Below are 15154 nucleotides of genomic sequence, written 5' to 3'. Positions count from 1 at the left end.
AAGATGATATCTATTGTTTGTCCTTGTCACTAACAGAAGTTAGTAAACAAAGTTTATTGATTAACGTCTTGCTTGTTCAGTTTTCAAGGTTCATACATTCGCTCGTTAGCGACTCACTTATTATATCATACTGACTTGTTGCTGTCAAGAGTTTTTTTAAAAACTTTTAAACTCTTATAACTAAGTTGTCACCACTTGTTAGCGACTTAAATATTATATCAGCTTTATTTTCAAACGTCAACAACTTTTTTAATTGTTTTTAAAGCTGGTGTACTAAATAAATTAGCAACTCAATTACTATATCACCATATCATTATTTACACAAGTGTTTTTTTGTGAAAAATAAAATTAATAGTCAATCACTTGTGATTCATTTATTACAGCTTGTCTACTATTGTATATAATTCTACGTTATTTTACAAACAAAACAATTAAACAACAAGAAACGACGTTCTCATAGCTCTGAGAACGTCGTATAAGTTCATCTATAGATTAATCACGCGTACGCATTAATGGGAATAATAAAACATCACGAATAGATTGAGAGTTTGTTAAAAGCATGATTAAACGGTCAATACCGATACCTAAACCACCAGTAGGGGCCATACCATATTCTAATGCTTCTAAGAAATCTTCATCCATTTCTTGCGCTTCATCATTACCTTGTTCTTTTTCAATCATTTGTGCTTCAAAACGTTCACGTTGATCAATTGGATCATTTAGTTCCGTGAATGCATTTGCATGTTCGCGGCGTACAATGAATAATTCAAAGCGATCAGTAAAACGTGGATCTTCAGGGTTTTTCTTAGCAAGTGGAGAGATTTCCACTGGGTGACCATATACGAATGTAGGTTGGACTAATGTTTCTTCTACTTTTTGTTCGAAGAATTCATTAATAATATGCCCTACTTCCATTGTATCTTTAATACCAATATGGTGTTCACGGGCTAAAGCTTGTGCTTCTTCTTTCGTCATTTCTTTCCAGAAGTCTACACCAGTAGCTTCTTTAACTGCATCTACCATGTGTAGACGTTTCCAGCCTTTTGAAAGGTCAATTGTGTCTTCGCCATACTGAACTTGAGTTGTACCAAGTACTTCTTGAGCCACATTACCAATTAAATCTTCAGTAAGATCCATGATGTCCTGGAAGTCAGCATATGCTTCGTATAATTCAAGTAATGTAAATTCAGGGTTATGACGTGTAGATACTCCTTCGTTACGGAATACACGGCCGATTTCGTATACTTTTTCCAGTCCGCCGACGATTAAGCGTTTTAAGTATAGTTCAATTGCAATACGCATATACATAGTTGCATCTAATGCATTGTGATGTGTAACGAACGGACGAGCTGCTGCACCACCAGCAATTGAATTTAGCATTGGTGTTTCAACTTCTAAGAAGCCTTTGCCATCCAAGAAAGTACGTATTGAACGAATGATTTGGCTACGTGTGATGAAAGTTTGTTTACTATCATTATTTGTAATCAAGTCAAGATAGCGTTGACGATAACGTTGTTCAACATCTTGTAAACCATGGAACTTTTCAGGTAGTGTACGTAATGACTTAGATAAGAAAGTGAATTCTATAGCTTTAATAGTTAATTCACCAACATGAGTTTTGAAGATTGTACCTTTAATACCTACGATATCACCAAGATCAGCGTGTTTGAAAATATCATAAGCCTCTTCACCAATTGCATCTTTACGTACATAAATTTGAATTTGACCACCAAGATCTTGGATGTTAGCAAATCCAACTTTACCTTTACTACGTTTTGTCATAATACGGCCTGCAATAACCACTTGTTCTAGGTTTTCGTTTTCATCTAAATCTTCTTTTGATACATCCGCATATTGGTCTTTTAATTCGTTTGATAAATGTGTGCGTTCAAAGCGTTGACCGAATGGGTCTAAACCTTTTTCTTTTATAGAATCCATTTTTTGGCGTCTTACTAAAAGTTGGTCATTTAATTCTTCTGCCACGATTTTCACTCCTTATAATTGTTCCGCTAAGCAGTCCATAATGTATTTATTGTACACAATTTTCACTAACGATTCACGTCTTTCTACTCATTTGCCCCTTTAAATCTAACATTATATGTGACAAGAGGAAAAAAGTCGCCACTATATTAGGGCGACTTTTGGTTTCTAGAAAGCTCTTTTAGCCAATTTGAATAGATTGAGAGCTTGAGTCACGTTCTTCAATTTCATTGACAAGTTCATTTAAAATAGTACGTAATTCTAATGCTGTTTCAGCTTGGTTAATGCAGTTACGAGCCTTACCGTTGCCACGCACACCTTTCAAGTACCATGAAGCGTGTTTACGCATTTCACGTACTGCAATATTTTCTCCCTTTAGTGCCATTAATCGTTCAAAGTGCAGTAAGCAAACATCCATTTTTTCACGAATGGGTGGCTCCGGCATTAATTGACCTGATTTAAGGTATTCAACTGTGCGGTAAATCATCCAAGGATCGCCTAGTGCTGCACGTCCAATCATGACACCATCAGCACCAGTGTATTCAAGCAAACGTTTTGCATCCTCTGGTGTTTCAACATCACCATTACCGATGAATGGAATATTAATATTCTCTTTAACTTCTTTTAGAATATCCCAGTTCGCTTTTCCTTCATACATTTGAAGACGAGTACGGCCATGCATGGCAATAGCAGATGCCCCAGCACGTTCAGCAGCTTGTGCATTTTTTACTGCGAAGACATGGTCTTCATCCCAACCGATACGCATTTTACAACTAACCGGTTTATCTACAGCATCTACTACTGCAGAAACCATTTCATAAATTTTATTCGGGTCTAATAACCATTTAGCCCCCGCTTCACATTTAATAATTTTATTGACTGGGCACCCCATATTAATATCAATAATATCTGCTGTAGTATATTTGTCTACATATTGAGCCGCTTCCACTAATGTTTCTTTGTCTCCACCAAAAATTTGAAGTGAAAGTGGGTTTTCGCGTTCATCAATATAAAGCATATTCATCGTTTTGCTGTTGCGTTGGACGATTCCTTTATCCGAAATCATTTCCGCATATACTAGACCAGCTCCAAATTCTTTAACAGTTAGACGGAATGCCGAGTTACAAACTCCAGCCATAGGTGCGAGTACGACAGGGTTGTCCATGACGATATCGCCAATTTTAAAAGGTTTTTCTTGTATTCCAGTCACCGTTTCCTCTCCTTTTGATTAGTGAATATTAAGCTTCACCTTTTAATTCTTTTACATTTATTTCAAGATTATTTGCTATAATTTGTAGCTCTTCTTCATTTACATGACGTTCTCTCCGTTCGATTTTCCCCAAAATCGATAGTGGTATACCCGTTTTTTTAGCGAATTCTGCTTGTTTAATTCTTTTTAGCTTTCTGAATGCACGAATTCTGAAACCCCAGCGATTGTTTTCCATTGTATAACGCCCTCTTTCCCAACTTGCGCAAGCATTGTTAGTAATGCCTCATTAGTCAGAGGATGCTTAAGCTCTGGAGCAATTTCTACTAAAGGTACGAGTACGAATGCACGTTCATGCATACGAGCATGAGGTACGATTAACGTCTCCGTTTCAATATTGTCATGATTATAGAGTAAAATGTCAAGGTCCATCGTTCTTGGACCCCAGCGAATGATACGTATCCTTTTTAATTCTTGTTCTATTTCTTGGCATACTTCAAGTATTTCTTGAGCTGTTAATGTAGTATTTACAAGTACAACCATGTTCAAAAATACATCTTGATCTGTAAAGCCAACTGGATCTGTTTCGTAGATAGAAGAAAGTTTAATAACCTCAACCGCCTCATGTCGTTGCAATAGTTGTACAGCATGACGTAAGGTCTCTTCTTTATCTCCCATATTAGATCCTAACGAGATATAGACTTCATTCATGCAAACGCTCCTCTAGTAATTTCTACAGAGACTTCTCTGTAATGACCTGGAATTGGTGGATCTGGTTTAATAACTTCTACACGGATTCCTTTCACAGCATTTGGATAGGTTTCACACACTACTGCTGCAATTTTTTCTGCAACGGCTTCGATTAATTTATAAGGTTTCCCTTCTACAACTTCTTTGCAAAGATCATACACTTCAGCATAGCTAACTGTATTGTCTAATTCATCGGTTTCACCAGCATGCTGTAAATCCGTCGCAATCGCTAATGTGACACGAAAGCGTTGACCTAGTTTTGTTTCCTCTCGTAATACGCCGTGATAACCGTAGAATTCCAAATCTTTAATATGAATGTAATCCATTATGGACCTCCTAGTGATGGCTTAATAGTATTTGATGCTCAATCATTTGGTTTAACAAAGTGAAATGCATCAAACGAGTACTTTCAGCTTTTATTTCAATGCATCCATCATTTTCATCATTCTCGTAATTGGTTTTACATCATGTACACGCACTATATGACAGCCCTTCTCTACACCATAACAACAAGTTGCTCCAGTACCTTCCATACGTTCATCTACAGGAAGATCAAGAACTGTTCCTATCATACGTTTACGTGATGTTGCCAGTAATACAGGATATCCCATATCCACAAGTTGCGGTAAAACTTTCATCATTTCAATATTTTGCTCATGTGATTTTGCAAATCCGATACCAGGATCTAACCAAATGTATTCATCTTTCACACCTGCTTTATGTGCAATATCAATACTGTTTTCTAAATCTGCTTTGGTATCTGCCCAGAAATCTTCCCCATAATCTTCGTTTGTACGATTATGCATTAAAATGATAGGCACTTTAAGTTCCGCAGCTACTTTAGCAATTTCAGGATCATATTGTGCTCCCCAAACATCGTTAATAATATGTGCACCTGCTTTAATAGCAGCACGTGCCACCTCTGATTTAAACGTATCAACTGAGATTAATACATCATCCACCTCTGAGCGAATAGCTTTTATTGTAGGAATAATACGAGAAAGTTCTTCCTCTGCAGAGATAGGCGTATGACCTGGCCGTGTAGATTCACCGCCGATATCAATGATTTTTGCACCGTCAGCAACCATTTCTTTTGCGTGCTTCACCGCATTTTCAACAGAGTTAAACTTTCCACCATCTGAAAATGAATCTGGTGTAACGTTTAAAATCCCCATAACAAATGTTTCATTCGCAAAATCTAATTTATGGCCATCAATTGTTAGCACTTTATATTTATCAAGATTCATTCTTCTACCCCTTTTCAATTGACGCAATATACATTTTGTGTAATTTCCGATAGATTGCCCCTTTATTTCCTAAGAAATATTTTTCCCCCAACCCTCGAATAGGAATTAACTCTTGAATAGATGTTGTTATAAAACATTCATCTGCATTTTCTAAATCTTGCGGTGTATACTTTCCTTCATGTATATTAAGACCTGATTCATTTGCCAGATTCAATACATGTTGTCGTGTAATACCTGGTAAAATTCCTGTAGAAAGAGCTGGCGTATATAACTCATTTGCTATTACCCAGAAAATATTCGATGTAATACCTTCAGCAACATAGCCCTCTGAATTGACAAAAAAACCCTCTAGATTTTTCGATGAAGGTAATTCAAGACGAGCACGTACATTGTTCGCATAATGATGGGACTTATAACGAATTGCTTGCTCGGGTGAATTACGTACCGTATTTAGCCATACAGCATTCTTCTCTTGTCCTCTTGAAACTGTTGGCAATTCCTTACGAAAAATAATGACATTTGGGTTTGGATAATGTGTATTTCCCAATCCAATACCACCTTCACCCGCAGAAATGTTTAAGCGAAAATAGCCATCCGTTTGTCCATTTCGTTTATTTAGTTCTATTATAACATCCCGTAATTTTCCGAAAGTATACGGCATCGTAATACGGTATTCTTCTAAAGCCCTCTGTATACGTGCGCAATGCTCTTCCCATAGAAAAGGCGTATTATTATATGTACGAAATGTCTCGAAAAAGCCCAATCCATATAGGTAGCCATGATCAATTGGAGAAACGGAAAGTTCCGTACTCTCAACATACTCCCCATTCATCCAACAAATCATTGCACTCTCTCCTTACAATACGTATCGATAAAGTTTTTTAAAAGCTGTTTACCGTCTTCCGTCATAATTGACTCAGGGTGGAATTGTACTCCTTCAACCGCAAGTTCTTTGTGGCGAATCCCCATAATTTCCCCTTCTTCTGTCCAAGAGGTAATCTCTAGACAATCTGGTAGTGTTTCTTTTTCAACTATTAATGAATGATATCTTGTTGCAACATAAGGGTTAGATAATCCTTTATTCACACCTTGATCGTCGTGATGTATTGGTGATGTTTTACCATGCATTAAACGTTTTGCACGAATAACTTTTCCTCCAAACGCTTGTGCAATCGCTTGATGTCCTAAACACACGCCTAAAATCGGAATTTTGCCTGCAAAGTAATTAATAACATCAAGGCTGATTCCAGCTTCATTTGGACTACAAGGACCAGGTGAAACTACAATTATTTCTGGATGTAACAATTCAATTTCTTTAATTGTAATTACATCATTACGCTTTACGAGTAATTGCTCGCCCAGCTCACCAAAATATTGCACTAAGTTGAATGTAAATGAATCATAATTGTCAATCATTAAAATCATAGTGCGTTTACTCCTTCTGCCATTGTTTTAGCCTGCCATAATGCTTTTGCTTTATTGAGCGATTCAATGTACTCACGTTCAGGTACTGAATCAATTACCACTCCTGCCCCAGCTTGAATATAAGCTACTCCATTCTTGATAAAGGCAGTACGAATAACAATATTAAGCTCGATATCTCCATTAAATCCAATCCAACCAATTGAACCTGTATACAGTCCACGGCGAACGGGTTCTAATTCCTCAATTATTTCCATTGTGCGGATTTTCGGAGCCCCCGTAATAGTTCCTCCAGGGAAAACAGCACGAATTATATCGGTATTACTTTGCCCCTTAGCCACTTTGCCACGTACATTGGACACGATATGCATAACATGTGAGTACTTTTCAATAACCATAAATTCATCAACATGAACCGTACCATATTCAGAGACACGCCCTAAGTCATTACGTTCAAGATCTACAAGCATGACATGTTCTGCACGTTCCTTTTCATGATTTATTAATTCGTTAGCAAGCGCTAAATCCTCAGCATCATTTTTTCCACGTGGTCGCGTTCCTGCAATTGGACGAGTTGATAAATCTTCTCCATATTTCTGAATTAATAATTCTGGGGACCCCGAAACAATTGCAAAATTAGGCGAATTAATATACGCCATATAAGGAGATGGATTAAAAGTACGTAATGCTTCATACATTATCAATGGTTCTACATCAAGTTTTTTTGCCTGGCGAACAGATAAGTTCACTTGGAACACATCACCTTGTGCAATATAATGTTGAATTTGCTCAACAGCATCTTTAAACTGCTCGTTTGTCATTGAAACTATGCGAGAGTCATCGTTCTTTACTTTTTGAGCAGTTGTGTCATCAAAACAACTTTTCGAACGTTCAGTTTGCCAACTGTTTGCTAGTTCCTCGACATCTACATCACTTGTAGATAACTTCATTACTGTTGCCTTTTCATTTTCAACATCCAAGACTGTCCAACAGTCCATTATATAAAAATAAATATCCGGTACATGAAGATCATCCTCAGCAATATTCGGAATCACTTCAATTTGACGTACATAATCGTAAGTGATAAATCCAATCGCCCCTCCATAAAATGAATCACTTGGAGCATCAATTTTATATTGTAAAAGTAATTTTTCGATTAAATGGAGTGGTTCTCCTATATGTTGTTCACGCTTACCATCTCGCCAGTCAATTTGTAATCCATTTTCTATCGATTGTACGACTGCAAGTGGATTCCAAGCAGCAATCGTTTTAGTACCACCCCTACCACTTTCTAAAAATACACTATGTGTTTCGTTTTCTATTTGCTTTTTATAGCTATTAAAAAAAACATCTTTTTGCATCGAAAAAGACTCGGACTTCACCAGTTGAATTTTCAATTGAAAACCTCCGTGTTATATATGTCTTTCTAAATCTGCTTTCAGTATAACAACACCTATGTATTTAGCAAAATAATAATAAAAAAAGAGCACCTAATTATTAGGCACTCTTCTGATCCTATAGATTCATTAAGATTAGTCTTCATAACTATATAACGGTGTACTTAAGTAACGTTCACCATTATCAGGAAGTATAGCTAGAATATTTTTCCCTTTACCAAGGCGTTTTGCAGTTTCAATTGCTGCATACATTGCTGCACCTGCAGAAATACCACCAAGAATACCTTCTTCTCTTGCCACTTTGCGAGAAGTTTCGAAAGCATCATCGTTATCAACTGGCAAAATAGAAGTGATTACTTCTGTATTTAAAACTTCTGGTACAAAGCCAGCGCCAATACCTTGTATTTTATGAGGTCCTGGTTTACCACCGGATAGAACTGGAGAATCTTTTGGTTCAACTGCAATAATCTCGATTTCTGGGAATTTAGCTTTTAATACTTCACCAGAGCCAGTGATCGTACCACCTGTGCCAACACCTGAAATAAATGCATCTAGTGTAAGGCCTGCTTCTTCAAATGCAGAAACGATTTCTGGACCAGTTGTTTCGCGGTGAATCACTGCGTTTACAGGGTTTTCAAATTGTTGTGGTAAGAACCAACCGTTTTCTTTTGAAAGTTCTTCAGCTTTTGCAATAGCGCCTTTCATACCTTCTGCACCCGGAGTTAGAATTAATTCTGCACCATAAGCACGAAGTAAATTACGACGTTCCATACTCATTGTATCAGGCATTACGATTACCGCTTTGTAACCTTTTGCTGCTGCTACCATTGCAAGGCCAATACCTGTGTTACCACTTGTTGGTTCAATTAATGTGCTGCCTTCTTTTAATAAGCCATCTTTTTCTGCTTTATTAATCATAGCATATGCTAAACGATCCTTTACACTACTACCTGGGTTATAGTATTCAACTTTTACATATACATCTGCATCATTAGGACCAGTTACATTATTCAACTTCACAATCGGTGTATTTCCGATTAAATCTACTACTGAATTAACTAATTTACTCATATCCTAAACCACTCCTAATCCCTAGTATTTTAATAGGTTTTGTTAATTTTATTTTACAACTATTAGGAATAGTTTGTCAATAAAAACAGCTTACATTTTAAAATCATGTAAGCTGTTTTTGTCTATTTATTTACATTAGACATTAAACTAGTTTTTTTGCTCGTGAATTTCTTCGATAAAGCCTTCTAATTCTTCTTTAGAGTAATGATATCTCTCTTCGCAGAAGTGACAATGAGCTTCTGCCATACCCTCTTCATCAATCATATCTCGGATTTCTTTTTCACCAAGGCTAAGCATTGCTGCACCAAAGCGTTCTTTAGAACATGTACATTGGAATTTAACAGGCATTGTATCTAAAATTTGAACATTTCCTTCACCAAGAACAGCTTCTAAAATTTCTTCTGGTGTGTATCCTTTTTGAATCATTTTTGAGACCGGTTCAATAGTTGATAAATGCTCTTCAATTTCTGTAATTGTTTCATCATCCACACCCGGTAATACTTGAATGACAAATCCACCCGCTGCAAGAATTGTGTTATCTGTGTTGACTAATACACCTAGCCCAACAGATGATGGTACTTGTTCAGATTTCGCAAAGTAATAAGTGAAGTCTTCTGCAATTTCACCAGAAACAATAGGTACTTGTCCTGTAAAATGATCACGCATACCAAGGTCTTTCACAACTGTCAAGGATCCTTCAGTTCCAACCGCACGTCGAACATCTAACTTTCCTTGTGCATTTAAATCAAAGTGTACTTGTGGATGCGTTGCATAACCTCGAACCTCACCTTTTGCATTTGCGCCTACAATCATAGGACCGATTGGACCTTTACCATCTACTTTAACAGTGATTGAATCATCACCTTTTAACATAGCGCCCATCATTACAGATGCAGTCATCGTACGTCCAAGTGCTGCAGAAGCTGTAGGCCATGTGTTATGACGACGTTGTGCTTCCGCTATAGTATCTGTTGTACTTACTGCGAATGCTCGAACACTACCATTAAATCCAAGTCCTCTTACTAAATAATCAGCCATTATTTTTCCTCTTTTCCTAATGATTTCTTTTATAAATTAAATGTAATCCTTTTAAAGTTAAAAACGGGTCAACAATATCGATTATCTTTGACTCTTTTGCAATCATATTTGCCAAACCGCCCGTCGCAACAACTAGTGGATCTTCTTTACTTTGTTCACGCATACGCTGTACAATTCCTTCTACTTGTCCGACATACCCATAAACGATACCCGCTTGCATTGATGACACTGTATTTTTGCCAATAACACTTTGGGGTCTCGTAATTTCAACTCTCGGCAGTTTAGAAGCTTTCGTAAAAAGCGCCTCCATTGAGATTGAAATTCCTGGAGCAATTGCCCCTCCCATATAGTTGCTGTTTTCATCGATATAGCAATAGGTTGTTGCTGTCCCAAAATCAACAACAATAAGTGGCGTTCCATATTCATGAATGGCCGCAACCGCATTTACAATTCGATCAGCTCCAATTTCTCTTGGGTTTTCACACTTAATATTGAGCCCCGTTTTTACTCCTGGCCCAACTACTACAGGTTCAATTGAAAAGTATTTTCGACACATTGTTTCTAATGAAAACATGATTGGTGGCACTACTGAAGAAATTATAATACCACGCACATCCTCAAAAGATAAAGCCGCATGCATAAACAGTGTTTTAATCTGCATAGCATACTCATCTTCTGTTTTTTGAGGATCTGTTTTCAAACGCCAATGATGCTCAAGCCGATCGGTATTATATACCCCTATTGAAATATTCGTATTTCCTACATCCATCACTAAAATCATGAAATATATCCTCACTTATATGCAATTTCTCCATGAATCATAACATATATGCATGAATAAAAAAAAGCTGACCACCTTACACAATGTGAGGGGCCAGACTTTTATTTTGTATTTATTTGCGTTCTTCTTGAATGCCACCGTCTCGTTGTTCACCATCAGAATCATTAGGTAGATCCCTAACTGTTGGATCAGCCGTGCCTAATACATCTACTTTTGTTTCTTGAACAACATTGGCATCAGTAGATTCAGTTACTTCAGCATCGGTTTCATTTCCTGCTTTATGATTCTTTTTCTCATAAGCGCGTTCAGGAAGTTTACCATATTTCTCCAAGTGTTCGATTTGTTCAGCATCTAAAGTTTCAACGTCAAGTAAAGTTGTTGCAATTAGATTTAGAAGATCACGACGTTCTGTCAAAATTTTTCTTGTACGTTCGTATTGTTCTTTAACCATTCGTTGCATTTCTTGGTCAATTTCATAAGCGATTCGATCTGAGTAATTTTGTTCAGAGTTCAAATCACGCCCTAAGAATACATTGCCACCTTGGCTAGAGCCAAATTGCAATTGTCCAAGTTTGTCACTCATACCATATTCGGTAACCATAGAGCGAACAATACTTGTAACACGTTGGAAGTCATTATGAGCACCTGTTGAAACTTCACCAAAGACGATATCTTCAGCTACACGTCCACCAAGTAAACCTGATACTTTATCAAGAAGTTCAGGTTTTGTCATAAAGTAACGATCTTCTTTTGGAAGCATAACCGCGTAACCGCCAGCTTGACCACGAGGAACAATTGTTACTTTATGCACTTTTTCAGCTTCATCTAGTGTTAAACCAACCACTACGTGACCAGCTTCATGGAATGCAACAATATTACGTTCTTTTTCAGAAATGACTCGACTTGTTTTCGCAACACCTGCAATAACGCGGTCTGTTGCTTCATCAATATCGCCCATATCAATTTTCTTCTTATTTTCACGAGCTGCAACGAGCGCTGCTTCGTTTAATAAGTTTTCTAAATCTGCACCAGAGAATCCCGGTGTACGTTGAGCAATTGCTTTTAAGTCTACTGTTTCATCTAACGGTTTTTTACGAGCATGCACTTTAAGTACAGCTTCACGGCCTTTTACATCTGGACGACCTACAGTAATTTGTCTGTCAAAACGACCTGGACGTAATAATGCAGGGTCTAATATGTCTGGGCGGTTAGTTGCAGCGATGATAATAATACCTTCGTTTGCACCGAAACCATCCATTTCAACAAGTAATTGGTTTAATGTTTGTTCACGTTCATCATGACCGCCACCTAAGCCTGCACCACGTTGACGACCAACTGCATCGATTTCATCGATGAAGATGATACATGGAGCATTTTTCTTAGCGTTTTCAAATAAGTCACGTACACGAGAAGCACCAACACCGACGAACATTTCAACAAAATCAGAACCACTGATTGAGAAGAATGGTACGCCAGCTTCACCAGCTACTGCTCGAGCCAATAAAGTTTTACCTGTACCTGGAGGTCCTACTAATAGGATCCCTTTTGGAATACGAGCTCCGATTTCAGAAAATTTTGTATGGTCTTTTAAGAATTCTACAACCTCTACAAGTTCTTGCTTTTCTTCATCGGCACCAGCTACATCTGTAAAACGAACTTTTTTCTTTTGATCGTCATACAGTTTCGCTTTACTTTTACCAAAGCTCATCATACGATTACCGCCGCCTTGAGCCTGATTCAACAAGAAGAAGAACAGGATGAAGATGACGATAAATGGAATAATCCCAGTAAAGAATTGAATCCACCCACTCGTTTCTGGAGCTTTTAAGAAGTTGATTTTCGAATTGCCTTTAGCAGCAGCAGTAATCTTATTCATCAACTCTTGGTCATCACGAGGAATATTAGTAACGAATGATTCGCCCTTTTTGTATCCCTCCATCTTACCTTTTACGACATAGACTAACTGATCTGGTTGAATCACAGCCTCAGTTACTTTGCCATTTTCTAATGCAGTAATGAACTCGTGATATTGTATCTCTTTCGTAGGTTGGTTCGCATTATTAAACGTCCCAAAGATCCCGATAATCACGAGGAAAATTAATAAATAAAATATGGTGTATCGAAATATTCGATTCATCCCCAGCCTCCTCACAAGATAAACAGAAAAACTATAGTAAATCTTAACATATGAACATTTAGTCGTACAATGAAAAGCCTTTTATTCAAGATGTTTCCTTATAAAATTGTCTAAATTTAAACATTACTCTTAGAATGAGTATACCGCCGGTTTCAGAACACCAATATATGGTAAGTTGCGATATTTCTCTGCGTAGTCTAAACCATAACCTACTACAAAAGCATCTGGAACTTCAAAACCTACATAATCTGCTTGTAGGTCCACTTTACGACCAGATGGTTTGTCTAATAATGTAACAATTTTAATAGACTTCGCTTTACGATATTTAAATAAATCTACAAGATAGCTTAAAGTTAAACCACTATCAATAATATCTTCAATGATAATGATGTCGCGACCTTCTACGCTTGTGTTTAAGTCTTTAACTATTTTCACCTCTCCAGATGAAACAGTCGCATTACCATAGCTTGTTACATCCATAAAATCGATTTCAACATAAGCGTCGATTCGTTTCATCAGATCAGCCATAAATGGCATTGCACCTTTAAGTACACCAATCAATAACGGAAATTTATCTTGGTATTCTAAAGTTAGAGATTCCCCAAGCTCTTTAATCTTATTTTGTAACTCTTCCTCTGAAATTAATACATTTTCAATGTCTTTCTGAAGCATATTTAGTTCCTCCTTGATTGTATATAGACACTACAAAGTTTGTTGATCGACAATAAATATTATATCATCTGTCAATCGTTTGCTATTAGAAAAATAGCTACTTACACGGAGCCCTGGGACGGCTATGACCTCATTATCATTTGTTACAATAATTGGCCAATCTTCTCTAAGCGCCAATGGAACTTTATCGTCGATAAAAAGACGAGAAATTCGCTTTTGTACATTTGCTCCAAGCAATTGTATGCGATCTCCATCCATTCTGCCACGAATATGTAGTGGTTGAGCAAAACTTGTTGCGTTTACAAAATAGCTTTTAGCTTGAGATGTTGTATCTTGTGGAATATCGCCATCTACTCTTCCTATATAAATACGTAAATTATTCGATAAATTCGTCCAATGTTCAAATTTTATTATTGTAGATACCAGCTTTGACGAATTTACTGCTGTTTTTATAAGGATTAATTCATCATATTGACGAATTGCTTTAGCTCCTTTTGGCAAATCAATTGTTGCATTACCATCTGTTGTTTGCGTCAGTTTTAAAATGGAATTCCAAAGGGTGTAACTTTGTATAATGATTGTATCTTTATAAAGATATTTTAATAGTAGTAGAATGATTCTTCTTTGTAAAGCAAGTGGTTTATGTTGGAATGAATTTATATTAATTTTCCACAAATCACGTTGTTTTTCAACTAAAACATCCTCTAATGCTTTTTCAGCTAATGATTGTAATAACTCCTCATCAGCTTGTACTTTTTCTGTATAATGCATCACTGCTTCCGCTACTTTTGGGTTTTCATCTCTCAAAAGTGGAACAACATGATGTCTCATACGGTTTCGTGTGTAGGAATCCTTTTGGTTTGAGTAATCCTCTCTATAGCCCTGGTCGAAGTCTTGCAGATATTCTAGAATATCTGCTCTTGTTATAGATAGAAATGGGCGAATCAATTCACCATTTGCAAACGGACGGCGACGTTTGATGCCTTGTATTCCAATATTATGTGATCCACGAACTAAATTCATTAAAACACTTTCAATTTGATCGTCAGCATGATGTGCTACCACTAATTTTGTGCTGTTAGATTCTACCATCACTTGTTCAAAGTAAGCATATCGCTCTCTTCGACAAACAGCCTGCATATTACCACGTTCCGCTTCTAAAATAGCTGGGATCGAAATATTAATGGCATACACCGGAATATTGTGTTCCTTGCAGAATGATTCCACATAACGTCGATCCCCAGCAGCATCTTCCCCACGTAGCATATGATTCACATGTACAGCAGCAACTGAAACACCCAAGTGCTGCTGTTCTCGATGTAAATAATGCAGCAAAGCCATTGAATCAGCTCCAGCAGAACAAGCTACAAGAAGACGATCTCCAGCACGACACAGCTCATATTGTTGTATATATTCATATACTTTTGGTTCGAGTTTAGTCATCTTCTCACC

Annotated in this window: 15 protein-coding genes; all 15 read right to left on the bottom strand. The window is 37.1% G+C overall.

The window, feature by feature from the left end; genetic code table 11:
- Positions 1–492: 492 nt before the first annotated feature.
- The 15 genes from lysS to tilS all read right to left on the bottom strand — a co-directional run bounded on the left by lysS (position 493) and on the right by tilS (position 15145).
- On the bottom strand, positions 493–1938 hold the full coding sequence (lysS, locus tag ACIQ4I_RS20370; RefSeq protein WP_403099518.1) for a lysine--tRNA ligase: 1446 nt from the start codon (positions 1936–1938) through the stop codon (positions 493–495).
- A gap of 223 nt (positions 1939–2161) precedes the next feature.
- Positions 2162–3145: a tRNA dihydrouridine synthase DusB gene (gene dusB / locus ACIQ4I_RS20365; RefSeq protein WP_403099517.1), complete on the bottom strand. Its 984-nt coding sequence runs from the start codon at positions 3143–3145 to the stop codon at positions 2162–2164.
- 73 nt (positions 3146–3218) lie between these two features.
- Positions 3219–3425: a helix-turn-helix domain-containing protein gene (locus ACIQ4I_RS20360; protein ID WP_403099510.1), complete on the bottom strand. Its 207-nt coding sequence runs from the start codon at positions 3423–3425 to the stop codon at positions 3219–3221.
- Positions 3377–3898, bottom strand: a complete 522-nt coding sequence (gene folK / locus ACIQ4I_RS20355) for a 2-amino-4-hydroxy-6-hydroxymethyldihydropteridine diphosphokinase (RefSeq protein ID WP_403099507.1) — start codon at positions 3896–3898, stop codon at positions 3377–3379. Before folK ends, ACIQ4I_RS20360 begins: the two co-directional genes overlap by 49 nt.
- On the bottom strand, positions 3895–4263 hold the full coding sequence (folB, locus tag ACIQ4I_RS20350; protein ID WP_403099505.1) for a dihydroneopterin aldolase: 369 nt from the start codon (positions 4261–4263) through the stop codon (positions 3895–3897). Before folB ends, folK begins: the two co-directional genes overlap by 4 nt.
- Before the next feature lie 90 nt (positions 4264–4353).
- Positions 4354–5184 carry a dihydropteroate synthase gene (gene folP, locus ACIQ4I_RS20345; RefSeq protein ID WP_403099504.1) on the bottom strand — a complete coding sequence of 277 codons (831 nt, stop codon included), beginning with the start codon at positions 5182–5184 and terminating at the stop codon, positions 4354–4356.
- Between the two features lie 4 nt (positions 5185–5188).
- The gene (pabC, locus tag ACIQ4I_RS20340; RefSeq protein ID WP_403099503.1) at positions 5189–6028 is read right to left on the bottom strand and encodes an aminodeoxychorismate lyase; all 840 of its coding nucleotides are present in this window, start codon (positions 6026–6028) and stop codon (positions 5189–5191) included.
- Positions 6025–6609 carry an aminodeoxychorismate/anthranilate synthase component II gene (gene pabA / locus ACIQ4I_RS20335; protein ID WP_403099501.1) on the bottom strand — a complete coding sequence of 195 codons (585 nt, stop codon included), beginning with the start codon at positions 6607–6609 and terminating at the stop codon, positions 6025–6027. The genes pabC and pabA overlap by 4 nt, the downstream gene beginning before the upstream one ends.
- Positions 6606–7997: an anthranilate synthase component I family protein gene (locus tag ACIQ4I_RS20330; protein WP_403099515.1), complete on the bottom strand. Its 1392-nt coding sequence runs from the start codon at positions 7995–7997 to the stop codon at positions 6606–6608. The genes pabA and ACIQ4I_RS20330 overlap by 4 nt, the downstream gene beginning before the upstream one ends.
- Positions 7998–8138: 141 nt before the next feature.
- The gene (gene cysK / locus ACIQ4I_RS20325; RefSeq protein WP_403099498.1) at positions 8139–9074 is read right to left on the bottom strand and encodes a cysteine synthase A; all 936 of its coding nucleotides are present in this window, start codon (positions 9072–9074) and stop codon (positions 8139–8141) included.
- A 147-nt stretch (positions 9075–9221) separates the two neighbouring features.
- Complete coding sequence (gene hslO / locus ACIQ4I_RS20320; RefSeq protein ID WP_403099496.1) at positions 9222–10112, bottom strand: Hsp33 family molecular chaperone HslO; 891 nt, start codon at positions 10110–10112, stop codon at positions 9222–9224.
- A 16-nt stretch (positions 10113–10128) separates the two neighbouring features.
- A complete protein-coding gene (locus ACIQ4I_RS20315; RefSeq protein WP_403099493.1) occupies positions 10129–10893 on the bottom strand; it encodes a type III pantothenate kinase in 765 nt (254 codons plus the stop codon).
- Positions 10894–11005: 112 nt separating this feature from the next.
- Positions 11006–13030, bottom strand: a complete 2025-nt coding sequence (gene ftsH / locus ACIQ4I_RS20310) for an ATP-dependent zinc metalloprotease FtsH (RefSeq protein ID WP_403099492.1) — start codon at positions 13028–13030, stop codon at positions 11006–11008.
- A 129-nt stretch (positions 13031–13159) separates the two neighbouring features.
- Positions 13160–13702, bottom strand: coding sequence for a hypoxanthine phosphoribosyltransferase (gene hpt / locus ACIQ4I_RS20305; protein WP_397536756.1), 543 nt, complete (start codon positions 13700–13702; stop codon positions 13160–13162).
- A gap of 30 nt (positions 13703–13732) precedes the next feature.
- Positions 13733–15145 (bottom strand): tRNA lysidine(34) synthetase TilS, encoded by a 1413-nt coding sequence (gene tilS, locus ACIQ4I_RS20300; RefSeq protein ID WP_403099490.1) that lies wholly within the window; start codon positions 15143–15145, stop codon positions 13733–13735.
- Positions 15146–15154 lie beyond the last annotated feature (9 nt).

The organism is Rummeliibacillus sp. NPDC094406 (genome assembly GCF_044763875.1).
Lineage (GTDB): Bacteria > Bacillota > Bacilli > Bacillales_A > Planococcaceae > Rummeliibacillus.
This window is presented reverse-complemented; position numbering and strand designations above follow the sequence as displayed.